At 63.9% G+C, this 22,401-nt stretch carries 27 protein-coding genes; 16 read left to right on the top strand and 11 right to left on the bottom strand.

The annotated features are described in order from the left end of the window. The first annotated feature begins 106 nt into the window (after positions 1-106). The 12 genes from ACFQ2F_RS00700 to ACFQ2F_RS00755 all read left to right on the top strand — a co-directional run bounded on the left by ACFQ2F_RS00700 (position 107) and on the right by ACFQ2F_RS00755 (position 10,593). Complete coding sequence (locus ACFQ2F_RS00700; protein ID WP_379084221.1) at positions 107-1,510, top strand: hypothetical protein; 1,404 nt, start codon at positions 107-109, stop codon at positions 1,508-1,510. Between the two features lie 185 nt (positions 1,511-1,695). Further along, the gene (locus ACFQ2F_RS00705) at positions 1,696-3,204 is read left to right on the top strand and encodes a hypothetical protein (RefSeq protein WP_379084224.1); all 1,509 of its coding nucleotides are present in this window, start codon (positions 1,696-1,698) and stop codon (positions 3,202-3,204) included. A gap of 193 nt (positions 3,205-3,397) precedes the next feature. Next, positions 3,398-4,534, top strand: a complete 1,137-nt coding sequence (locus ACFQ2F_RS00710) for an ABC transporter permease (RefSeq protein ID WP_379084226.1) — start codon at positions 3,398-3,400, stop codon at positions 4,532-4,534. A 3-nt stretch (positions 4,535-4,537) separates the two neighbouring features. Beyond that, positions 4,538-5,317 (top strand): ABC transporter ATP-binding protein, encoded by a 780-nt coding sequence (locus ACFQ2F_RS00715; RefSeq protein WP_379084229.1) that lies wholly within the window; start codon positions 4,538-4,540, stop codon positions 5,315-5,317. Positions 5,318-5,324: 7 nt separating this feature from the next. Continuing rightward, on the top strand, positions 5,325-6,566 hold the full coding sequence (locus ACFQ2F_RS00720) for an ABC-type transport auxiliary lipoprotein family protein (RefSeq protein ID WP_379084232.1): 1,242 nt from the start codon (positions 5,325-5,327) through the stop codon (positions 6,564-6,566). Positions 6,567-6,685: 119 nt separating this feature from the next. Beyond that, the gene (gene blh / locus ACFQ2F_RS00725) at positions 6,686-7,999 is read left to right on the top strand and encodes a bifunctional sulfur transferase/dioxygenase Blh (protein ID WP_379084235.1); all 1,314 of its coding nucleotides are present in this window, start codon (positions 6,686-6,688) and stop codon (positions 7,997-7,999) included. Positions 8,000-8,017: 18 nt separating this feature from the next. Beyond that, positions 8,018-8,353, top strand: a complete 336-nt coding sequence (bigR, locus tag ACFQ2F_RS00730) for a sulfite-sensing transcriptional repressor BigR (protein ID WP_379084238.1) — start codon at positions 8,018-8,020, stop codon at positions 8,351-8,353. Then, a complete protein-coding gene (locus ACFQ2F_RS00735) occupies positions 8,350-8,763 on the top strand; it encodes a YeeE/YedE family protein (protein WP_379084241.1) in 414 nt (137 codons plus the stop codon). The genes bigR and ACFQ2F_RS00735 overlap by 4 nt, the downstream gene beginning before the upstream one ends. Further along, complete coding sequence (locus tag ACFQ2F_RS00740) at positions 8,763-9,215, top strand: DUF6691 family protein (protein ID WP_379084244.1); 453 nt, start codon at positions 8,763-8,765, stop codon at positions 9,213-9,215. Before ACFQ2F_RS00735 ends, ACFQ2F_RS00740 begins: the two co-directional genes overlap by 1 nt. Next, positions 9,209-9,985, top strand: a complete 777-nt coding sequence (locus tag ACFQ2F_RS00745) for a sulfite exporter TauE/SafE family protein (protein ID WP_379084247.1) — start codon at positions 9,209-9,211, stop codon at positions 9,983-9,985. The genes ACFQ2F_RS00740 and ACFQ2F_RS00745 overlap by 7 nt, the downstream gene beginning before the upstream one ends. Positions 9,986-10,020: 35 nt before the next feature. Beyond that, positions 10,021-10,164 (top strand): hypothetical protein, encoded by a 144-nt coding sequence (locus ACFQ2F_RS00750; protein ID WP_379084250.1) that lies wholly within the window; start codon positions 10,021-10,023, stop codon positions 10,162-10,164. A gap of 45 nt (positions 10,165-10,209) precedes the next feature. Beyond that, positions 10,210-10,593: a hypothetical protein gene (locus ACFQ2F_RS00755; protein ID WP_379084253.1), complete on the top strand. Its 384-nt coding sequence runs from the start codon at positions 10,210-10,212 to the stop codon at positions 10,591-10,593. Between the two features lie 15 nt (positions 10,594-10,608). On the opposite strand, the gene ACFQ2F_RS00760 is transcribed toward ACFQ2F_RS00755, so the two are convergent. After that, positions 10,609-11,088, bottom strand: coding sequence for a DUF3617 domain-containing protein (locus ACFQ2F_RS00760; protein ID WP_379084256.1), 480 nt, complete (start codon positions 11,086-11,088; stop codon positions 10,609-10,611). Between the two features lie 169 nt (positions 11,089-11,257). Further along, positions 11,258-12,040 carry a LuxR family transcriptional regulator gene (locus tag ACFQ2F_RS00765; protein ID WP_379084259.1) on the bottom strand — a complete coding sequence of 261 codons (783 nt, stop codon included), beginning with the start codon at positions 12,038-12,040 and terminating at the stop codon, positions 11,258-11,260. 91 nt (positions 12,041-12,131) lie between these two features. Here ACFQ2F_RS00765 and ACFQ2F_RS00770 point away from each other — a divergent pair, with 91 nt between their 5' ends. The 4 genes from ACFQ2F_RS00770 to ACFQ2F_RS00785 all read left to right on the top strand — a co-directional run bounded on the left by ACFQ2F_RS00770 (position 12,132) and on the right by ACFQ2F_RS00785 (position 14,956). Next, positions 12,132-12,791: an acyl-homoserine-lactone synthase gene (locus ACFQ2F_RS00770; RefSeq protein ID WP_379084262.1), complete on the top strand. Its 660-nt coding sequence runs from the start codon at positions 12,132-12,134 to the stop codon at positions 12,789-12,791. Continuing rightward, entirely contained in the window at positions 12,751-14,040 is a 1,290-nt protein-coding gene (locus ACFQ2F_RS00775; protein WP_379084265.1) for a cytochrome P450, read from the top strand. Before ACFQ2F_RS00770 ends, ACFQ2F_RS00775 begins: the two co-directional genes overlap by 41 nt. Before the next feature lie 5 nt (positions 14,041-14,045). After that, positions 14,046-14,270: a hypothetical protein gene (locus ACFQ2F_RS00780; RefSeq protein ID WP_379084268.1), complete on the top strand. Its 225-nt coding sequence runs from the start codon at positions 14,046-14,048 to the stop codon at positions 14,268-14,270. A 206-nt stretch (positions 14,271-14,476) separates the two neighbouring features. Further along, entirely contained in the window at positions 14,477-14,956 is a 480-nt protein-coding gene (locus ACFQ2F_RS00785) for a hypothetical protein (RefSeq protein WP_379084270.1), read from the top strand. Here ACFQ2F_RS00785 and ACFQ2F_RS00790 read toward each other — a convergent pair. From ACFQ2F_RS00790 to murJ, 9 genes are all read right to left on the bottom strand, one after another. Continuing rightward, positions 14,953-15,795: a lysophospholipid acyltransferase family protein gene (locus ACFQ2F_RS00790; RefSeq protein WP_379084273.1), complete on the bottom strand. Its 843-nt coding sequence runs from the start codon at positions 15,793-15,795 to the stop codon at positions 14,953-14,955. The genes ACFQ2F_RS00785 and ACFQ2F_RS00790 overlap by 4 nt on opposite strands. 8 nt (positions 15,796-15,803) lie before the next feature. Next, positions 15,804-16,256 (bottom strand): Fur family transcriptional regulator, encoded by a 453-nt coding sequence (locus ACFQ2F_RS00795; RefSeq protein WP_379084276.1) that lies wholly within the window; start codon positions 16,254-16,256, stop codon positions 15,804-15,806. 38 nt (positions 16,257-16,294) lie between these two features. Beyond that, a complete protein-coding gene (rimI, locus tag ACFQ2F_RS00800) occupies positions 16,295-16,804 on the bottom strand; it encodes a ribosomal protein S18-alanine N-acetyltransferase (protein WP_379084279.1) in 510 nt (169 codons plus the stop codon). Next, positions 16,804-17,481, bottom strand: a complete 678-nt coding sequence (gene tsaB / locus ACFQ2F_RS00805) for a tRNA (adenosine(37)-N6)-threonylcarbamoyltransferase complex dimerization subunit type 1 TsaB (protein WP_379084281.1) — start codon at positions 17,479-17,481, stop codon at positions 16,804-16,806. Before tsaB ends, rimI begins: the two co-directional genes overlap by 1 nt. Positions 17,482-17,485: 4 nt before the next feature. Next, on the bottom strand, positions 17,486-18,100 hold the full coding sequence (locus ACFQ2F_RS00810) for a malonic semialdehyde reductase (protein WP_379084284.1): 615 nt from the start codon (positions 18,098-18,100) through the stop codon (positions 17,486-17,488). Further along, positions 18,093-18,656 carry a NifU family protein gene (locus ACFQ2F_RS00815; RefSeq protein WP_379084287.1) on the bottom strand — a complete coding sequence of 188 codons (564 nt, stop codon included), beginning with the start codon at positions 18,654-18,656 and terminating at the stop codon, positions 18,093-18,095. Before ACFQ2F_RS00815 ends, ACFQ2F_RS00810 begins: the two co-directional genes overlap by 8 nt. A 269-nt stretch (positions 18,657-18,925) precedes the next feature. Beyond that, positions 18,926-19,594: a universal stress protein gene (locus ACFQ2F_RS00820; RefSeq protein ID WP_379084290.1), complete on the bottom strand. Its 669-nt coding sequence runs from the start codon at positions 19,592-19,594 to the stop codon at positions 18,926-18,928. Between the two features lie 84 nt (positions 19,595-19,678). Further along, entirely contained in the window at positions 19,679-20,716 is a 1,038-nt protein-coding gene (trpS, locus tag ACFQ2F_RS00825; protein WP_379084293.1) for a tryptophan--tRNA ligase, read from the bottom strand. 85 nt (positions 20,717-20,801) lie between these two features. Next, a complete protein-coding gene (gene murJ / locus ACFQ2F_RS00830; protein WP_379084296.1) occupies positions 20,802-22,373 on the bottom strand; it encodes a murein biosynthesis integral membrane protein MurJ in 1,572 nt (523 codons plus the stop codon). Between the last annotated feature and the right edge of the window lie 28 nt (positions 22,374-22,401).

Raw genomic sequence — 22,401 nt, forward strand, 5'->3', positions numbered from 1 at the left:
TAAAGGCTAAAGGCAGAGATTTTTCGCCGAAGCCCCGAGATATTGGTATAGCTGGACTTTTCGGGCCCACCCGGCCAGAGACCGGGGCAAATAGGGAGTGTGGGGCGTGTTTCAGAACTTTTCTCTTTCCCGTAAATGGCTGGCCGCGAGCTGGCTGGTCGCGTTGCCGCTGGCCGCCGTGCTGGCTGGCGCGCCTGCCCATGCGCAGGAAATGAAGTGGGACTTCTACAAGAAGACCGACATCACGCCGCCGGCCGCCGTGCTGAGCTTCGGCGTGCCGAAGACCGATAATCAGCAGTTCCGCGCGAGCTGCGAAGGCTCCGATCCCATCATCACAGCGTTTGCCGCCGATGTCGCCGGGCTGCCTGAGGGCGCGCCGCTCGACGTCGTGTTCACCGGCAATGCCTACACCGAGACCGTCAAGGCACGGGCTTCCGGCGTACAGGGTGAAGGCGAAATCACCGGCTTCGTATTCAACACACGTCCCAACGATCCGCTTTGGGTCGCCATGGCCGAGCTAGAGCAGATCAGCTATTCGGCAGGCGGCAAGCCGCCGGTGCCGCTGGCGCTGGACGGCTCCAACAAGCAGGTGAAGGACTTCCTCGACACTTGCGACAAGTACGCGATGCAGGAAGCCGCCGAAGATCCCATCCAGGGCATCGAAGGCGAAGCGGGCATCACCGAGAAACAGGCCTTCAAGGAGGCCAAGGAAGTCGACACGATCGATGCCTACGAGGCTTTCCTGAAGAACTTCCCGAACGGGCTGCGGGCCGACATGGCGCGTAACCGCATCAATCGCCTCAGCCGCAAGGGCGAGGTCGACGCCATGCCGACCGGGCCGGCTCCGACCATGAAGACGGTCGATCTGGGACCGGGCAGCGCCGCGTGGACCAACTACAATCTGGCGCTTCAAGGGGGCACCGCTTCTGTCTATGCCGCGGGCGTGACCGCCAAGGGCATGAAGCTCACCACCTACTGCACGCCGGCCAAGCGGCTCATCATGTTCGTGCAGCAGAGCAAGCCAGGCTCATATCCGCAGTATGACGCGCGGGTGGCGGAAGGTCTTTCCACGCCGATCGGCGCGGGCTTCGATCCCGGGGCGGGCAAGATGATCATCAGCTTCCCGAATGGCGCAGAGTTCGCCGGCACGGCCTACTACCAGCCTTCCGACGGCAGCATCTCCGTCACGTCGCCGACGGACCGGGACGGCTTCCTGCCGAACGAGCAGGAGGTCCAGAGCATGCTGACCCAGTCCACCATGTCGTTCACGGCAGCGCCCTTCAAGGCGACCTTCCAGCTGAACGGCAGCAAGAAGGCGATCTGCGATGTGCTGAACCGCTGCGAGGCGGTGGTGCCGGCCTGCGGCGCCGAAGGCGTGCTGATCGAGGAGGCCCCATCTTGCGGCCTCGGCAAGATCCGCATCGACAATCAGTGCATGGAACGCGAGGAAGCTCGCGCCTATTGCGGCCCGGGCTACAAGCCGGGCAAGGGGACTTGCGTCCCCCGCTAGGCGCTTCGCACTCTTGAACTTACGGCCTTAGGGCCGAACGAAACTGCATGGGCCGCCCGGACGATCTGGCGGCCCATCGCGTATCGGCACATCAACTCCTCGTGGGAACCCGCTACCCTGCTCCCGTAAAGGCTGTATGCTCTTGGGATACTCAAAAGCGTATTGGGCGTCTCTAGGGGGTTGTCGTGATTTCCATTCTTTTGGGTCGTGCTGCGCGCGCGGCGGTTTTCCTGTCTTTAGCGATCGGCCTCACCCTCTCCAGTGCCTGGGCGCAGGACATGGAATGGCAGGTCTATAAGTTCGCGGACGAGACGCCGCCATCGGCCAGCCTGAGCTTCGGTGTCCCCGAGACAGATCACCTCCAGGTCCAAGCCACTTGCCAGGGCGCGGATCCCATCGCCATGGACATCGGGGCCGATGTGTCGGGCCGGCGAGAAAACGAGCGGGTGGACGTGCTGTTCACCGGCGATGCCTACGACCAATCCCTAGAAGCGCGCGTTTCCGGCCTGCGGGCCGAGGTCGGCATTACCGGCGTCACGATCGATACCCGGCCGGACGACCCACTTTGGGGCGCCATGAGCGAGCTGGACGAAATCGAATACAAGGTTGGCGACAAGCCGTCCGAGACCCTGGATCTGGATGGGGCCGGCCCGAAGATTGAAGAGTTCCTCGAGGCCTGCAAGCAATACGCCGAGGAGGCTGCGTCGAAAGAAGCGGCTGCAGCAGAGGAATCCGGGCCCGGCATCACCGAGAAGGAAGCCTATGAAGAGGCCAAGGATGTCGGCACGGTCGAGGCCTGGGAAGCGTTCGTGAAGAACTTCCCGTCCGGGTTTCGGGCGGATCTCGCACGCGCCCGCATCAGCCGGCTGAGCGATCAGGACGGGCCAGACACTGCGCCAGCGGAACAGGCTTCGCCACCGCCTGCTCCACCGCCCGCCCCAAGGCTGGGCACCGTCGATCTCGGACCCGGTTCGGCCCGCTGGACAAACTTCAACTACGGGCTGGACGAGGGGAATACCCCGACCTACGCGGCAAGCGTGCAGGCGAACGGCGTGAAACTCATCACCTACTGCACGCCGGGCAAGCGGCTGATGGCGATCCTGGAAGAGTCGCCCCTTGGGGCTTATCCGCAATTCGAAGAACGGGTGAAACAGGGGCTTTCCAATCCGATCGGCGTCGGCTTCGATCCGTCTGCCGGCAGGATGCTGATCAACTATTCCAACGGCGCCAGCGTCGCGGCGTCAGCCTACTATCAAGGTCTCGACGGCAGCATCTCGGTAACGGACCCGAATGCGCAAGGCGGCTTTCTGCCTGCCGGCGCCGAGGTCTTCAACCTGATCAAGGAATCGACAGCCTCCTTCAGCGCACCGCCCTTCCAGGCGACGTTCCAGCTGAAGGGCAGCAAGAATGCGATCTGCGCGGTTCTGAACCGGTGCGGTGCGTCCGCGCCCGTCTGCGCCAAGCCGAAGCCGGTCAAGCGGCCCAAGAGCAAGCCCCGCAGCGGCTGCCGCTCCGGCCAGATCAAGGTCGACGGCAAATGCATGTCGCGGTCGAACGCAATCAGCTATTGCGGCCCGGGCTATACCCCGCGCGGGGGACGCTGCGTGTCGCAGGCGCCGGCACAGCCTCAGGCGCCGCGCTGTCCGCGCGGTCTCGTCTGGAGCGATCAGGAAGGTTGCCACGAGGACGACTAGCCGGTCGTAGGTCGCCAGTGAAATGAGCCCCGCCGCAATTTCCGGCGGCGGGACCACGTACGCTTTATTATCCATCCGCTGCCGTCCGCGTTCGCTTTGCCGGAACAGGTATGCGACAACCACGGGCTTGCAGGCAGCAGCACTCGATCCCACCTTGCGGTGACGAAGAGGGACGAGCTTCCGGGAGGCATGCTTGAGCGGCGAAGCTCTACTGACAAGTCGGTTCGACGATGGCGTGCTGGCCCTGACGGGCGGCGGGTCCTGGACTGCGCGCAATGCCGGCGAGCTTGAGCGTCTGCTCGAGGCGCAGCGGGAAGACGCTGGCGCTGCCAAGGCGATCTCCATCGATATGAGCGGCGTGAAGGAGTTCGACAGCTTCGGCGCCTGGCTGCTGGAGCGCCTGACCCGGGAATGGCAGGCGGAAGGCAGCAAGCTCACCGTCAAGAAGCTGCCGAAGCAGGATCACGGCCTCTTGGAGGAGATGCGCCAGGTCAACCGGACCGAGGCGGAGCCTTCTGGTCGCGGCAATCTGGTTCTGGACGGGCTGGCACGGTTCGGCCGCGGGGGCGCTTCGGTGCTCGACGATGCGGCGGAGTTCGCCAACATGCTCGGCGCGCTCACCGCGGCGGGTGGCCGGGTTCTCGGACGCATCGGGACCTTTCGGTTCACCTCTCTCGTCAATCAGCTCGACCGGGTCGCCTGGCATGCGATCCCCATCATCGTGCTCATCACGCTTCTGATCGGCGGCATCATCGCTCAGCAAGGGCTGTTCCATTTCCGGCGCTTCGGCGCTGAGGATTACGCCATCGATCTGGTCGGCGTGCTCGTGGTGCGCGAAGTCGGCGTACTGATCGTCGCCATCATGGTGGCCGGCCGGTCGGGCAGCTCGTACACCGCAGAGCTTGGCTCCATGATGATGCGCGAGGAGATCGACGCCTTGCGCACCATGGGGTTCAACCCGGTCGAGGTGCTGATGCTGCCCCGGGTGCTGGCGCTGACCCTGGCCCTGCCCGTGCTCACCTTCATCGGCTCCATGGCAGCACTGCTCGGCGGCGGGATCGTGGCCTGGGTGTATGGCGGGATGAGCCCGGAGATCTTCATCACCCGCCTCAGCGACGTGCTCACGGTCGACCATTTCAAGGTCGGCATGATCAAGGCCCCCTTCATGGGTCTCGCCATCGGCGTCGTCGCCTGCGCGCAGGCCTTGAAGGTCAGAGGCTCGGCGGAATCCCTCGGCCTGCAAACGACAATCTCGGTGGTGAAGTCGATCTTCCTGGTGATCGTGCTGGACGGCTTCTTCGCCATCTTCTTCGCATCCATAGGCATCTGATCCATGGCTGAATCCGTCATCACTGCTGAGGATCTGGAGGTCAGCTTCGGGCGAAACAAAGTCCTCGACGGGCTGTCGCTCTCGGTGAACCGCGGCGAAATCCTGGGCGTCGTGGGCGCCTCGGGCTCAGGTAAGTCGGTGCTGCTGCGCACCTTGATTGGCCTGGTGACCAAGACCCGCGGCAGCGTCAGCGTGCTCGGCGTCGACCAAGACACGGCGTCCGAAGAAGAGTGGCAGGCGGTGGAGCGCCGCTGGGGCGTGCTGTTTCAGCGTGGCGCCCTGTTCTCCTCGCTCACGGTCCTGCAGAACGTCCAGTTCCTCATGCGCGAGGTGCTCGCCATCTCCCAGGAGCTGATGGACGAGGTCGCCATGGCTAAGCTCGAGATGGTCGGGCTCACGGCGGCTGATGCGGAGAAATACCCCTCCGAGCTTTCCGGCGGCATGACAAAGCGCGCAGCACTGGCCCGCGCGCTCTCCATCGATCCGGAGATCATGTTCCTCGACGAGCCGACCTCCGGCCTCGATCCCATCTCGGCCGGCGAGCTCGACGAGCTTATCAAGACTTTGCAGCAGACCCTGGGGCTGACCGTGTTCATGGTGACCCATGATCTTGAGAGTCTGTATGCGATCTGCGACCGGGTGGCGGCGATTGCCGACGGCAAGATCGTGGCCGATGGGCCGATCTCGACGATGCTGAAAGAAGAACACCCTTGGGTGAAAGCCTATTTCCGAGGCCAGCGCGGCAGCCTATTCGCCGCGCAACGTGAACAGCCCGCACTGTGAGGCAACTATGGAAACGCGCGCACGCTATATCCTGATCGGAACCTTCATGCTGGCCGCCATCGTGGCCGTCTTCGCCTTCGTCTTCTGGCTCGAGAACGAGGGCGGGTTCTCGAAGAAGAGCGAGTACGACATCCGCTTCTCAAGCCCGGTCTCGGGGCTGTATGCGGGATCGCCGGTGCTGTTCAACGGCATCCGGGCCGGCGAGGTCACCAGCCTCGCCCTGGATCCGAAGCGGCCGGAGCGCGTCATCGTCTCGATCGCGGTGGAGGAGAATGTGCCCGTCCGCAAGGACACCAAGATCGGCGTGGCCGCGCAAGGGCTGACGGGATCGAGCGCCGTGACCCTGATCGGCGGGTCTGAGGATGCCCCGGCGCTGGAAGCGAAGAATGGCAAGCCGCCGGTGCTGATCGCGCCGCCCGACGCCAGCTACGACCTCGTGCAGGCCGCCCAGGGCGTGCTGAGCAAGACCGATGCGATCCTGACCGAGAACCGCAAAAGCCTGCACACGCTGCTGACCAATTTCGAGAACTTCTCCCAGACCCTGTCGGATAACTCGAGCAAGCTGGAAGACATGATCGCCGGCATCTCCGATTTCGTCGGTGCGGGCGACGACGGCGCGCCTAAGGTCAAGGTGTACGAGCTGGCGGCGGCGAGCGGCTTCGAGGGCGAAGCGGAGGAGCCCGACTGGCAGCTCCTCGTCTCCGATCCCATGGCGCAGCTTTCCATGACGTCGGAGAGCATCTCGAATGTCACGGCCGACGGGGAGACCACGACCCTGAGCGATGCCCAGTGGACGGATTCCATCCCGAGCCTGATCAACGAAGCCATGATCAAGAGCTTCGAGAATGCCGGTTATCTCGGTGCCGTGAGCCGGTCCACCGACATATTCGATGCGGACTACAGGCTGGAGACCGACCTGCACCGCTTCGACGTGGTGACGGAGGGCGACAAGTCCATGGCGACCATCGACTTCGTGGCCAAGGTGGTGGACCAGAACGGCGAGATCATCGGCGCCAAGGAGTTCAAGCGCTCCACGCCGATTTCCGCGCCGGAGGCCAAGCTGGCCGCACCGGTCCTGAACGAGGAGTTCACCGAGATCCAGAAGGAGCTTGTCCCCTGGACCATCGAGGTGATTGCGAACGCGCCGAAGCCCGATGACGGCGCCTCCATGGAGGGTGGCGACGATCTCGATATGGGCGGAGACGAAGACCTCGCACCGCCCCAGGACGTGGCACCCCCCGCTCCCTAGAAGCGGCCCGCTCTACAGATTCCAATCGCGACTCGCTGACAGTTCGCCGCACCGTCCTTGACGCTCCGAAGTTATATATTATATGCAACTATATAATAATGATATTCGGAGAGGAGATCATGGATTACGTTCGTGTCACCGACCGCTTCGCTGTCACCAAGCAGCCGCGGTTGGACGATTTTGAAGCGCTGGCGGATGAAGGTTTCCGCACGCTGGTGAATGCCCGCCCCGAGGCGGAAGAGTCCGATCAGCCCAGCTCCAAAGACGAGCAGGGCGCGGCCGAAAAGGCCGGCATGGACTATGCCCACGTTCCGGTCGGCGTGAAGTCGATCACCTATGAGGACGTGCGCGATTTCCAGAAAGCGATGGAAGGCTCAGATGGGCCGGTTATCGGCCACTGCAAGAGCGGCCTGCGGGCGCTCGCGCTTTATACGATCGGCGAGGTGGTCGACGGACGCATGCGCGCGGACGAGGTCGCCGCATTCGGCAAGCGGCTGGGCTTCGACCTTTCCCTGGCCGAGACCTGGCTGAACGATAACGGGAGCAAGCCCCTCAGCGAGGGAGCACCGACCGTGCGCGGCTTCTATGAGCACCGGACTGGCAGCGCCCAATACGTGGTGTCGGACCCGGCGACGAAGCAGTGCGCGATCATCGATCCCGTGCTGGATTTCGATCCCAAGTCGGGCCAGCTCTCCACGGAGCAGGCGGACAACATCCTCCGCTATATCGAGCGCGAGGGGCTGACCGTCGCGTGGATCCTGGACACCCACCCCCATGCGGATCATCTGTCCGCCGCCCGGTATCTGAAGGAGAAGACCGGCGCGCCGACGGGAATCGGCGAGCATGTGGTCGACGTCCAGACGCTCTGGAAGGACTACTACAACTGGCCGGAGTTCTCCGCCGACGGGTCTCAGTGGGACCACCTGTTCAAGGACGGCGAGACCTTCAAGGTCGGCGATCTGGACGGCAAGGTCATGTTCTCGCCGGGGCATACGCTGGCGTCCGTCACCTATGTGAGCGGCGATGCAGCTTTCGTGCATGACACGATCTTCATGCCCGATTCCGGCACGGCGCGGGCCGACTTCCCCGGCGGCAACGCGAAGACGCTTTGGGAGTCGATCCAGGCGATCCTGGCGCTGCCCGACGAGACGCGGCTGTTCACCGGCCACGACTACCGACATGGCGGACGCCCGCCGCTCTGGGAGAGCACGGTTGGCGAGCAGAAGCGGAAGAACGAGCATCTGCACGATGTGGACGAGGCGGAATATGTCGAGATCCGCGAGGGGCGCGATGCGACCCTGCCGATGCCCGAGCAGATCCTGCATGCGCTGCAGGTGAACATGAACGGCGGACGGCTGCCCGAGCCGGAAGCGAATGGCCGACGCTATTTCAAGTACCCGCTGGATCTGCTGACCGGCGCGGCTTGGGAATAGCAGATGGGAGCAGCAAGGATGGCTGAGGCGAAGGCCCTAGCGAAGGGCATGCCGCTTGCGGAGATGGAGCACCGGGCGGGCGAGGTGGCGAAGCTTTTGAAGACCCTCGCCCATCCGGCCCGTCTAATGCTCGTCTGCACGCTGGTGGAGGGCGAGTTCTCCGTCGGCGAGCTTGAGGAGCGGCTGGATCTTCATCAGCCGAGCCTCTCCCAGCAGCTCACGGTGCTCCGGGATGCGGGTATCGTGAAAACGCGCCGGGAATCGCGGCAGATCTTCTATCGGCTCACCGAGGAGAAGGCCGCCCAGCTGATCGAGGCGCTGTACCACATCTTCTGCGAGGAGCACGCCCAATGAGCGTCTACCTGCTTTCCCTCCTCGGCGGCATGTTGATCGGCCTGTCGGTCGCGCTCTTCATGCTGCTGAACGGCCGGGTCGCCGGCATCAGCGGCATCGTCGCAGGGCTGTTCCGTAAGCCCGACGAGCGCCTCGTGGCCAACCTTCTGTTCGTCGCAGGCCTGGTGGCCGGCCCGGTGCTTTACTACGCATGGTGGGCCGAGTGGCCGGTCTTCCGGCCCGAAGGCGGCCTGCTCCTGTTCGCGGCCGCCGGACTTCTGGTGGGCTTCGGCAGCCGGCTCGGGTCAGGCTGCACCAGCGGCCACGGCGTGGCCGGGCTGGCGCGGTTCTCGCCCCGGTCCATGGCGGCGGTGGCGACCTTTCTCGCATGCGCTATCGCAACGGTCTTCGTGATGGGGAGGTTTCTGTAATGGTCGCATTGCGTTTGGCCTCTGCCCTGGTTCTCGGCGCGATCTTCGGCTTCGGGCTTGCGATTTCGGGCATGCTCGATCCGACCCGGGTGCGTGGCTTTCTCGACATCGCCGGCAACTGGGACCCGAGCCTCGGCTTCGTGTTGGGTGGTGCTGTGATGGTCGCGATCCTCGGACGTCTAGTTCAGCTGCGCCTTTCCCATCCCCTCTTCGCCGACCGCTTCCAGCTGCCGGAGAAGACGGAGATCGACGGGAGGCTGATCGGCGGGGCCGCCATCTTTGGGATCGGCTGGGGCATGGCAGGGCTGTGCCCCGGGCCGGCGGTCGCGGATCTCATGCTGGGTGCGCCCGTGGTTCTCGTCTTCGTGCCCGCCATGCTCATCGGCATGGCGCTGCACGACCTGCTGGTCGCCAAGCCTGCGGCCGGGTCGGCTGCGGAGTCGTCATGCTGACCATCGCCCTGGCGGTCGGCTGCGGGGCGCTGGTCGGCTTCGCCCTCGGGCTGATCGGTGGCGGCGGCTCGATCCTGGCCACGCCGCTCCTGCTCTACGTGGTCGGCATCGAGCAGACCCATATCGCCATCGGCACCAGCGCGCTCGCCGTCTCAGTCAACGCCTTCGGCAATTTCGCCACCCATGCCCGGGCCGGCCATGTCTGGTGGCGCTGCGCCATCGTGTTCGCCGCCATCGGAACCCTCGGCGCGCTCGCCGGTTCGACCTTCGGCAAGGCCATGGATGGCGAGCGGCTGCTCTTCCTGTTCGGGCTGGTGATGATCGTGGTCGGCGCCTTCATGCTGAAGCCGCGGCAGCCCACCAATGCCGCGCCCCACGACACCAACCTGAAGACCTGCGTGCTGACCGGTGCCGTGGCGCTCATCGCCGGCGGGGTCTCGGGCTTCTTCGGCATCGGCGGCGGATTTCTTATCGTGCCCGGTCTGATCCTCGCGACCGGCATGCCGACCATCAACGCGGTTGGCTCCTCGCTCCTGGCCGTCGGTGCCTTCGGGCTTGCCACGGCTCTGAACTACGCCCAGTCCGGCCTGATCGACTGGCCCGTGACGGCCCAGTTCATCATAGGCGGTCTGGCCGGCGGATTTGCCGGCATGGCCGCAGCGAAACGGCTCGCCGGCTCCAAGGACATGCTGTCCCGGGTCTTCGCCGTGCTGATTTTTGTCGTCGCCGGCTATATCCTCTACCAGAGCCGCGGCGCCTTCCTGAGCTAGGGCTGCCCCATCGACCCGCTTCCCGGATTCGCCTCATGGCCGTCGACGAAAGCTTCTTTGCGCCCAGAACGCCGGTGGGCATCGTCGCGGTGGGAGATCAGGGCGAGGCGCTGGTGCTGCGTGCGATCCTGGAGAACCTTGGCGCTGTGGTAAGCCTCCATCTTCCCGGCACCCCGTAAGACTTCCTGAAGGTCGTCGGCCAGGGGGAAACCGCGCCGCCGATAATGATCATCTCCGGCCATGGGGACGAGGGCGGTTTCATCTTCGGTGAGTTCGCACCCGAGATCGATGTTTCCGCGCTGTCGAACGGACATCTCAGCGCGGAGGCGATCGGAGCCCGGGCAAACCTCCCAGAGACGGTCGTGATCAGCACGGCGTGCGGGACCGGCGGCAAGGCGTTCGCGTCCGCCTTTCTCGATGGCGGGTCGTCGGCCTATATCGCGCCGGAGGGCTATCCAGACGGCGCGGATGCGGCGCTCTTCGTTCACCGCCTGATGCACGGGATGCTCCGAGCGGGTCGACCGCTGGAGGACGCTTTTCGGCTGGCTCAGGTCACCGACGAACCCGAGTGCCGCTTCACGCTCTATGGCGGGGAGTCGCGAGGCTAGCGATTTTTCCGCCCACTACTGCTTCTTCTGCTCTTTGGCCTCTTCGCCCTCGGTGCAGTCGGGACCGATATATTTGCCATCGATGGTGACGCCGAAACGGTCCTGGCCGCCCATGGGCGGGTCGAAGCTCATCTTCACCACGGCGTGGTACCGCTTATCGAAATCGCCGTTGAGGGCGGTGGAGATGATCTGGGTGGCGTCCTTCACCTTGCAGGTCACGTTGACGATGGTCTCGGAACCGGCTTCCAGGACTTCCGGCTCGCCGCATTTTCCGGCGTTCTTCGGCACGGCGATGTTGTCGTCCTCGGTCACGCAGACATCGAAGACCCGCTTGCCGATGCCCGGCGTCACGGTGGTGAGCTGCCAATGACCGGGCTTGCGCTTGGGAATCTCCGTGGCATTGGCGCTCGAGACCTGAAGCAAGAGACCGGCCAGAACGGCCGACGCGGCGGTGAAGCAGATGCTGGAAATGCTTAAGCTTTGAAAGCGGAACATAGGACGGCGCTTCCTCTTGGTTTTTGGTGTTCGGGGCTTGTTTGCTGTTCTTTGGTTGCCCGATTGGCGCGGACCATAACGCAGAGGGGGCTTAGAAAAGTGCCCAATCTCCTTGCCCAGAGTTCCTAGGCTTTGCCGTCCTGGGGTCAGCCGCGGAAGCGCGCCGTCCTCAAACGTCGATTAGGCCGAGATAGATCGCCTTGACCACCGCATGGGTCTTGTTGCTGGCGTTCAGCTTGGCGATAGCGTGGCGGAGATGGGTCTCCACGGTGGCCTGGGAGATGAACAGGATATCGGCGGTGTCGGCCACGGTCTTGCCCCGGGCCGCCCAGGAGAGCGCGTCGCGCTCGCGGTCGGTGAGGGCCACGGCCGTGCGCGGATCGGCCTGGGTCTCCAGCAGCCCCTGGCGGTTGCGGTGCTGCTCGGCGATGATGTCGATCGCCCGCTGCGCCCAATAGATCATGATCAGGTGCAGGTCGTAGCGCTTCCGCGACAGCAGGAAGCGGTATTTCTTCACCGGATCGGTCCAATAGAAGGCGGAAGAGGACGAAAACACCCGTCCCAGCGGGTCCGTGTAGTGGAACGGAACCACAAATCCTTCCGTGAAACCGTGGTCGTGGGCCGCTTCCATGACCTTGCAGGCGCCGGATTTTCGGCCCGAACCGTCGTAATCCGGGACTTGCACCTCGGCCCAGGAGAAGGGTGTGTTGCTTCGTCTTACCCGCGTGACGCAGGGGTCGACATGTACAAACCCATTAGAAATGTAGGTTTGAACCCAATTCTCGGGCGTCGTTCCAATATAGTACGGGATATCAACATGCGGATTACCAGCGTCCAGCATGTTGAATGAAGAAAATCCGAAATCCTCGATGATATCTTGCAGCGCGTGCTTTAGCTCATCTGTCGAGCTGCAAGTCTCAATGGATCCGATCGCCTCTTCCAATTTAATCATTACTTAAACTCCCGATTTTTCGGGACTGGTGCTCCTTGCCCGTGGGCGTGACAGTGGAGGCGAGTTTCACATTAAGACGGCGGTCCAGGTCATGGATAACGTTTCGCAATCCTACCGCGCGGTTTTCTGCCGAGCCAAAGACGATCCGCACACTGTCTATGGCTTACAGCGGTTTCGCAAGGCACTCTTTGTAGACGAACTCGGCTGGGACCTCGCCACTTTCGGCGATCGGGAATCCGATCAGTTCGATACAGACGCCGCCATTCACTGCGCCCTGATGCGGGGCGACGAGATCATGGGCGGTTTTCGCGCAATTCCTACGAACAATAGTTACCTCGTCAAGGACGTGTTTCCGCAGCTCGCAACATTGCGTGCCTATCCCTCGCGCGCAGATGTGTGGGAGATAAGTCGCTTCGGTGTGGCTCCCTGCACCGAGCGACTTCATCTCGCGCGGGTACTCTATTCCTTGATGTTCCGCTTCGGCTATTCGCGCCGGGCTACGGCCCTCGTCGCCCTGGCCGACCTCACCTATGAGCGGTTCCTTACCCGGCTCGGCATCCGTACGCGGCGCTACGGCCCTCCCCAGATCATCGGCACCGACCGCTCCGGGCGCCAGCTTCGCGCCGTGGCGGGCGAAATCCCGCTGCAGGACCAGGCCGGCGAGAAATTTCAGACGCTTCTTTCACTAGCCAACAAATTGGACGTTCAAGATGAGACACTTGTTCGCGGATCTGAGCGCATTTCGGCGTGACCCTCTCGGCTTCATGCTGGAGAAGGGCAATGGCACCGACGCACCGTTGGTCAAGCTCGCCCTCGGCCCTCAGCCGGTCTATCTGGTCAATTCACCCGAGTTGGTGAAGCCGGTCCTCAATCACACCGAGGAGGAGATCGACAAGGGCAAGTACATCAAAAAGCTGAAACCGGCCTTCGGCAACAGCTTCCTCCTGATGAGCGGCAAGGAATCCAAGCGCCGCCGCGAAGTGGTGCACGCCAAGCTCGGCCGTTCCACCGTGCTGGAGCAGGTGCCGGCCATGGCGGCGACCATCCGGCAGCTTGCCGGTGCGCTCGCCCTGGAAGAGCAGTTCAACGTCCATAAGGTGACCGGCCCGCTGACCTTGCGGCTGATCTCCGTCGCCCTGTTCGGCCATCAGGTGCTTTCGCCGGCCGACGAGCTTGCGCTGCTCCGGGCGGTTCACCTCATCGAATACGAACTTGAGCAGGACATGTTCCGCATCTGGCCGCGGGGCCCGAAATCCTGGCTGCGGCGCCGGCGGAAATATGCCGAAGCCCACCGGATCATGGGTCTGGTCGTGAAGCGGGTGCGCGAGAATGCGGGCAGCTCCAGCGTGCTCACCTCTCTGGAGGAGATGGGCCTTTCGGACAACGACATCCGGGACGAGATCCTGACCATGCTGCTGGCGGGCCATCACACGACGGCGTCCGCGGCAGTCTGGCTCCTCTACTACCTGACCACCCAGCCCGGTCTGGCCGACCGAATCGCTCGGGAGTGTTCTACGGTTACCGACGACTCAGGAGACATCATCGCGGCGGACCTGAAAAACGCGCCCACTAGCATGGCGCTCGCACGGGAGGTGCTCCGGCTCTACCCGTCGGCCTGGTGGTTCTCGCGGGAGACCAAGAAGACCGTCGAAATCGGAGGGGAAACGCTGAAGAAGGGCAGCGCTCTGATCATCTGCCCCTGGCAGCTCCAGCGCCATCCGGCCTATTGGGACGATCCGAACTCGTTCCGGATGGACCGTTCCTTCAACAGCAAAGCCTATATCCCCTTCGGGGTCGGCCCGCGCACCTGCGTCGGCATGGGGGTGGCCTTGCTGGAGCTCCAGCTTCTGGCACTGGAATTCGCCTCCGCTTATCACCTGTCGGCGGTGAGCGAGGTGCCGGCACCGCAGCCGAGGGCGTCTCTCACCCTGGTGCCGCCACCGATCGAGCTCAGCCTCACCATTCGTGAGAACATTGCGTTCGACGAAGCGGCGGCCTGATCGTCGTGTCGGCGAATCGCATCAATCAGGAACTCGGGCCGGACACTGTTACCGGCCCGAATTCCGACGTTTCCAAAGACAAATCCGATTCCATCTGGCCGATGATCGCCGCCATCGATTATCTGATGGTCGAGATGAAGGACATGAGTCCCATGAGCGCTCATTTCCTGCGAATGGCGCGCCAAAACCTTCTCGACGAGTTTTTCGCCAAGAAAACCTCCGATAAGTAGGCGCGCGCGAGCGGGATCGGTAGGAACGCCCGCGCGGCAGCTTCCTGTGGAAATCGTGAGGCTTGCGAGAAAAAGCGCTGCAAGCTCAAGCTCTTCTGTCATCTTGCCATTTTCCTGCCCGAGAGACATGCGGAACTGGGGTCCCAGCGGCCCGCCGGTCTCTCTGGCGCGTTCGAGGCCGCTCATTTGTAAGGAGGCGGGGGTACATGCGTGACATTCGTAGAGATTTGCAGGATCGGGCCCAGCTGCTCGAGGAGGAGATCACGGCTGCGCAGACGCAGTTCGAGCAGAAGGTGGAGCAGCTCAAGACCGAGCGCGACACCCGGATCCACGAGATCAAGGACGAGCTCAATGCGCTGGGCCGGCTGATCGATGCCGAGAAGCGGCGTATGGAAGGCGGCGGCGCTTCCCAGCCGTCTGCCGAAGTGGCCACGCTTCCGCCGAACCAGCAGGCGCTGATCGACTTCGTCCTGCGCAAGCTCGGCGAGAATGGTCCGATGACCCTGGATCAGCTGCGCAATCTTTCGATCCAGGAAGGCTTCTTCTCCGATCCCGAAGCGGCGGGACGCGGCATGCAGACGATCCTGATGGCTGTGGCCCGCGGCGGCCGAATCCGGCAGCTGCCGAATGGCACGTTCGCGCCGGCGCTGCTCATGGACACGCTGCGCCAGCGGCAGGCCGTCTAGGCCGGCTCGGCGATTTCGCCGTCAATCGGTGCGGCGGGGCTTTGCGGCTCGAGCGGCTTTCCACGGGCCAGCTCGATAACGTCCCGCCGTACTCTCTCTTCCGTGTAGCGGGCCAACTCCTTCCGGCCCGCGAAATCATCCAGCGGCACAGGCGGCCCGAGACGGATCGAGACATCCAGGGGCCCGAGGCCCAGCAGCCGCCAGCCGTGGCTTCCCATATCCATATCGCCGTACCAGCCGATAAGGTGGCGCTGACGGCTGCCCACGGGCAGGCCGTAGATCTTGCGATAGGTGATCGCCAGGGTCTGGACGGAGATGTCTGGATGGACCGCCTCGTCTCCTGACGGCTTCACGGCGGCGAAAAGCGACGTCTTGAAGGGCAGCACGGTGTTGCCGTCGCTGCTGGTGCCCTCGGCGAACAGAACCACCGTATCGCCCGCTTCCAGCCGCCGCAGGATCTCGCTGGTTTTCTCCGTAACCTCGGTCTTCCGTTCGCGATTGACGAAGACCGTGCGCTGAAGCTTGGCAAGCCAGCTTACGAAGGGCCAGCTCGAGATCTCCCGCTTGGCGATGAAGGAGACCGGCGCGATTGCGGAGATCACCGGGATGTCGAGCCAGGAGACGTGGTTGGAGACGAGGAGCACGCCCTTATCCGATTCCACGCTGCCTTCCAGAGAGACGCGAATCCCTAAAATCTTGCAGACCCAGCGATGGTACCAATGGGGGAAGCGGCGAGCGTAGTTCGAGCCGGAGCGCACGAAGAAGAGCTGGAGCGGCATCAGCGGCACGGTGAAGAGCAGGAACGCCGCCAGCACGACGAAGGCTCGGATATGGCGCATGGTGTCCCTCAGCCTTTCCGCTTCTTGAGCGGCATGCCGAACAGCTCCAGCCGGTGGCCGGTGAGACGGTAGCCCAGCTCCTCGGCCACGCGCTCCTGAAGGCGTTCGATCTGCTCGTTGCGGAATTCGATCACTTGGCCGGTGTTCACGTCAATCAGGTGATCGTGATGGGCATGATGGGCGGGCTCATAGCGGGCGCGCCCATCGCCGAAATCGTGGCGCTCCAAAATCCCCGCCTCTTCGAGACGCCGGACCGTGCGATAGACAGTGGAAAGCGAGATGCGCTGATCCTGGGCGTGGGCCCGGCGGTGCACCTCCTCGACGTCCGGATGATCGTCGGCGTTGGAGAGCACGCGCGCGATGACCCGGCGCTGATCCGTCATGCGCAGGCCGTTTTCCGCGCAAAGGCGTTCAATGCGGGTTTCAGGGGCAGCGGACTTTTGGGCAACAGGCTTGGTCATCGCTCTCGCTTTTCGGCAAAGATTCGCCCGCTCAGTTGCTACCGGCTCGGCCCCTGTTCGGCAAGGCGGTCGTCACCGAGCCGCTCGTCAGTAAGCGCCTCGTCCAGGGTCAAGCTCAGAATAGCTGCGTCGCCGCCATCGGCATAGTAGGCGGCCCGCCGGCCCACAGGCTTGGCGCCAAGCCCGCGATAAAGGGTGAGCGCGGCTGCGTTTTCCTCATCCACCTCAAGGAAAAGATGCTTGGCGCCTCGGGACTTGAGCACCGCGATCGCTGCTTCCAGAAGGCTACGGCCAATGCCCATTCCTCTGGCTTCAGGCATTACGGCCAAGGTGAGGATTTCCGCCTCGTCAGCCGCCATGCGGGTCAGCAGAAAGCCGGTGGCCGCGCCGTCCTCGGCGCAGAGGAAGCAGACGCAATCGGGCGCGGCGAGGAAGACTTCCAAAAGCTCCGCATCCCAGGGGGAAGCGAAACAGGCGGCATGCACGTCTGCCAAAGCGTCGGCGTCCTCCACCGCGGCCGGGCGCGCCACGATGCCGCCCGCCGGCATCAGAGCCTCTCCACGGCTTTGCCGACCTGCGGCTTGGCATCGGGCGGACGCAGATAGAACGGCTTGAGGCTTGTGATTGGCTCGGATGCTTTGCCGGCGAGCTTGGCCAGCGCTGCGGCGTCAGGCTGAAGCTCAGGCGCGGCCGTCACCAGATCCGGCTTGGCCGCTTTGGCCAGCGCCTCGGCCCCGCTTCCGAGCACCACGCGAATGTCCTCCGGCAGGGAGGCCGCGGCTTCGTCCGGATGGAGGAGCGTGGGACCGGCACGCAGAGCGCCGTCAGCCTCGAAAGTCGCGAAATAGAGAGAATCGCGTCTTGCATCGATGGCGATGGCGAAGGGCGCAGCGTCATTCAGCCCGTCCTCGACGGCACGGGCCGCCATGACGGACAGGGAATCGGTGCCCCAGAGCTCGACGCCCATGGCGAGCCCAAGACCGCGGGCGGCGGCAATGGCGATGCGGACACCGGTGAAGCTGCCGGGGCCGGTTGTGGCCGCGACCCGGTCGAGATTGGCAAAAGCAAGGCCTGCGTCGGTCATGGCCGCCTCGATCATGGGCATGAGGGCTTCAGCGTGGCCGCGAGCCATGGCGGCCTGACGGTAGGCCAGGATCTCGCCGGTCTCGGACGCCACCGCAGCAGAGCAGTTGCTCATGCTGGTATCGAGCGCCAGGAGCCGCATGAGATCAAACGATCTCGGCGATGTCGTCGAAATCGGGCCGAGGGCTGCGCGGCATCAGCTCGCTGTCGTCGCCATAGCCGATATTGCAGAGGAAGTTCGCCTTGTAGGGCGTGCCGGCGAAGAAGGCCTCGTCGACGCCCTTGGCATCGAAGCCGGACATGGGGCCGCAATCGAGGCCGAGCGCCCGGGCGGCGATAATCAAATAGGCGCCCTGGAGCGTGCCGTTGCGAAAAGCCGTCTCCTGGATCTTCTCAGGCTTGCCCTCGAACCAGCTCTTGGCGTTGGTGTGGGGGAATTGCTCGGGCAGCCGCTCGTAGAACTCCAGGTCGTGGGCGATGATGGCGCAGACCGGAGCCTGCATCGTCTTTTCCTGGTTTCCCTCGGAGAGGAGCGGCTTGAGCTTCTCCTTGGCCTCCGGCGACTTCACGAAGACGAAGCGGGCCGGCAGGGTGTTTGCGCTGGTCGGCCCCATCTTCACGATGTCGATCAGCTGATGAAGGAGCTCGTCCGGCACCTCCTTGTCCAGCCAGGCGTTATGGGTCCGCGCGGCGTGGAAGAGCTGATCCAGCGCGGCCTCATCGAGGGCGAGCTTGGGGAGCGGCGTTTCGGAGTCAGACATTCAGGGGGCGGACTTCCTCGACCTCGGGGATGAAATGGCGCAGCAGATTCTCGATGCCATGCCGCAGGGTCGCCGTGGAGGACGGGCAGCCGGAGCAGGCGCCGCGCATATGCAGGTACACGATGCCGTCGCGGAAGCCCTGGAAGGTAATATCGCCGCCGTCCTGAGCCACTGCCGGGCGGACGCGAGTCTCCAGAAGCTCCTTGATGGTGGCGACGATCTCCTCGTCTTCCGGCTCGTAAAACTCCTCGTCGATGGGGAGATCGGGCTGCTGCTCAGCCGCAACCTCCGCGCCGGAGATATAGTGCTCCATGATGGCGCCGAGGATGGCCGGCTTCAGATGCTGCCACTCGGAATCGTTCTTGGTGACGCTGATGAAGTCCGGGCCGAAGAAGACGCCGGAGACGCCCTGGATGTTGAACAGGCGCGCCGCCAGGGGCGAGTTGGCCGTCTCCTCGGGCTTCAGGAACTCCATGGTCCCTTCGCCCAGAACCGGCTGGCCGGGAAGGAACTTCAGCGTCGCGGGATTCGGTGTCGCTTCGGTCTGAATAAACATGGCTTGCCTATACCTTGTCTCGGCGACTGGTCCCAGTCGGATGACCTGCCAGTCGCCTAAATCGCGTGCACGCCCCATGGGGCGGCATGAACCTAGATTAGAATTGTTCTATACGTAGGCACGGGCCTTTGAACTGTAAAGTGAATCATAGCCGCCCGGTTCCGTCCTAGGAAGATTTCGGGGCCGAGATTCGGTCCTTTCTCCCCGCTTTGCGCGGTCTTGTCGCCCGCTCGCAGGCTTGTCCGTACCACGGTCGCAGGAGCGCGGGCTCACGCCATGGCGAGGATTTCTTCCGTGTTGAGGCAGCCCGGCACGACCGTAATGGGGATCTGGAAGGTTCCGGCGCGGCCCGCCACCAGGGAGGTCACGAGCGGCCCCGGGCCGGACGGATCGCGCGAGGCACCGAGGACCAGCACGCCGATATCGTGATCTTCCTCGATGAGTTGGGTGATCTCCTCGGCCTTGTGGCCTTCCCGGATGATCTCCTCGGGCACGATCTTCTCGAACCCCATGGCCTTGAGCTTGCGGCCGAACAGGCGGAACACGGCGCGGGCCTTGTTGTGCCCCTCTTCGCGGGCGATTTCCTCGACGCCCAGCCAATGCTGAAAGTCGCCGGGCTCGATGACATAAGCCAGCGCGAGCTTGCCGTCGGTGCGCTTGGCACGGCTGGCGGCATAGGCGAGGGCGCTTTCGCATTCCGGCGTCTCGTCCACCACGACCAGCAATTTGCGCTTATGGCCTTCGTGGAAAACCTCGCGCTTCTTGCGCGGACGGGGTGTCGACGTCGATGCGGACTTCGCGGCCGCAGGCTTCTTGGCTGCAGCCTTCTTGCTTGCCGGCTTCTTCGCCGTCGCCGGTTTCGCTGTCTGCCCCGTCTTGGCAGTGCGTCCGGTCTGCCGCTTCGCCGCAGGTTTCGCTTTTTGAGTGGTCTCAGCCATGGCGCGCATGCTGCCACTAAGGCGCTCGCCCAACAAGAAATTCCGACGCCTGACGATGCGCGCGAAACGTGTGCTTTGCCCCTATCAGCTCCCGATCAGGCCGACGATTTCCTTGGTTTTGGCCAAAATCGGGTCCGCGATCTTGCGAGCGCGGGCGGCGCCATCGCCCAGAATCCGGTCGATTTCGGCCGGATCGTTCAGAAGACGCCGCATTTCGTCACCGATGGGGGTGAGCTTCTCCGTGGCGAGCTCGGCCAGCGCCGGCTTGAAGGTGGAGAAGGTCGCCCCGCCATACTCGGCCAGCACGGCAGCTTGGTCCGTATCGGCGAGGGCCGCATAGATTCCTACCAGATTGCGGGCCTCGGGCCGCTCTTTCAGCCCTTCGACCTCGGAGGGAAGCGGCTCCGGATCGGTCTTCGCCTTCCGGATCTTCTTGGCAATGGTGTCGGCATCGTCGGTCATGTTGATGCGCGACATGTCGGAGACTTCCGATTTCGACATCTTCTTCGACCCGTCGCGGAAGGACATGACGCGGGTGGCCGGTCCGGAGATCAGCGGCTCGGGCAGCGGGAAGAATTCCTCCGGCGCGCCCAGCTTGGCGATCGATTCGGCGTAGTCGTTATTGAACTTCTGGGCGATGTCGCGGGCGAGCTCGAGATGCTGCTTCTGGTCTTCGCCGACCGGCACGTGGGTCGCGTGATAGATCAAAATGTCCGCCGCCATGAGCACCGGATAGTCGTAGAGGCCGACGGAGGCGTTCTCGCGATCCTTGCCCGCCTTCTCCTTGAACTGGGTCATGCGATTCAGCCAGCCGATACGGGCCACACAGTTGAGAAGCCATGTGAGCTCGGCATGCGCCCCGACCTGGCTCTGGTTGAAAACGATGTGAGCCTTGGGATCGATGCCGGCGGCGATAAAGGCTGCCGTGACCTCGCGGATATTGTGGGTCAGCTCATCGGGCTCCTGCCACATGGTGATGGCGTGGAGATCCACAACGCAGTAGAGGCACTCGTGCTCCTCCTGCAGGGCGACGAATTTCTTGATCGCTCCGAGATAGTTGCCGAGATGCAGGTTGCCGGTGGGCTGGACGCCGGACAGGACGCGGGTGTGTGAAGCGGCCATGCTTCTTCGATCTCCTTCTTCGAACCTGGGGCGTTATGGCGAAGGGGGCGGCGGGAGGCAAGAGTCGGCGCGCGAGATGGTGACCTTACGCGTTCAGGTTCTTGCGCAGACGGCGCAGGCTGATGGCGCCCAACAGCTCCGCGGCACCGAAATAGATTGCGAGGCCACCGCCGATCAGGATCAGAAGCGCCGTTCCCTGGATCAAGAGCCCCTCGCCGGGCCAGAACCAGCGGTCCAGCCACCCTTCCAGAACGTAGATCGCAACCCCCATGACGACGCTAGCGATCAACGTGCCGCGGAAGCGCTTCCTGAAGGTGACGTCGAAGGCGAGGCCGTCGCGGCGGTTGAGCTGAGCCGCCAGGAGGCCCGCATTCAGCCAGCCGGCGAGCGCCGTTGCGATGGCAATACCGACCGCGCCCAGGATGTAGAAGAGCCCTAAGCTCATCACCGCGTTGGCCGCCAGAGAGTGACCGGCGCAGATCATCGGCGTCTTGGTGTCCTCGCGGGCGAAGAAGAGCGGGTTGAAGATCTTCACCAGCACATAGGCCGGAAGGCCAAGGGCGAAGGCGGTGAGCATGTCGGCGGAGGCGCGGGAATCGGTCGCCGAGAACGCGCCGCGCTCGAAAAGCACCCGGATGATCGGCTCGGCAATGAGGACCAAGGCGACCGTCGCCGGGATGGTGAGAAACAGCGCGAACTCGATGGAGCGGTTCTCCGCATCGAGCACCGCGGCATGATCCCCCTGGCGCAGGCGATGGCTCAGCTCGGGCAATAGCACCACGCCGATGGCGACGCCGATGACGCCGAGGGGAAGCTGAAAGATGCGGTCGGCATAGTAGATCCATGAGACCGCGCGCTCCTGGAGCGAGGCGATGATGGTGCCCAGCATGATGGAAAGCTGCGCGATGCCGCCGGCGAGCAAACCCGGTGTCGCAAGCTGAATCAGCCGGCGCATCTCGCCGTTCCAGACCGGCGGGCGGAGCTTCAGGGTGATCCCGACCTTGGCGGCGGTGAAGACCATGACGGCGACCTGAACCAGCCCTGAGATCGTCACGGCCCAAGCCAGGACATGCGCGACCAGGGGCTGGTTCTCGGAGATGCCGAAAGCGACCGCGCCGAGCAGGGCCAGGATCAGGACGATATTGAGCAGGGTCGGCACAAAGGCGGCGATGGCGAAGCGGCCGAGCGCATTCAGCATGCCGCTATAGAGCGCGACGAGCGACATGCAGAGCAGATAGGGCAGCGCGATGCGGCCCAGGCTCACGGCGAGGGCGAACTTGTCGGGGTCGGCGGAAAAGCCCGGTGCAAGCGCGAACATGAGCCACGGCATGGCGATCTCGCCCAGCACCGTGAAGACAATGAGCACCAGCGCCAGGCCGGCCATGGCCTGCTCGGCGAAGACCCGGGCGGCCGCCTCGCCATCTCCGCCATTCTTGCCATGATAGCGCTTGGTGAAGAGCGGCACGAAGGCGGAGTCGAAAGCGCCCTCGGCGAAGAGGCGGCGAAACAAATTCGGAATGCGGAAGGCGACGAAGAAGGCATCGGCCGTTGCGCTCGCGCCCAGAAGGGCGGCGAGCAGCATGTCCCGGGCGAAGCCGAGCACGCGGCTCAAGACGGTCATGCCGCCGACGGTGGCGAAGGCGCGATATAGGGCCATGGGCTTCGGAAGCTTACCGGCGGGACGG

Origin of the sequence: Methyloligella solikamskensis, from assembly GCF_042676065.1 — a bacterium.
In the GTDB taxonomy this organism is placed as follows: domain Bacteria; phylum Pseudomonadota; class Alphaproteobacteria; order Rhizobiales; family Methyloligellaceae; genus Methyloligella; species Methyloligella solikamskensis.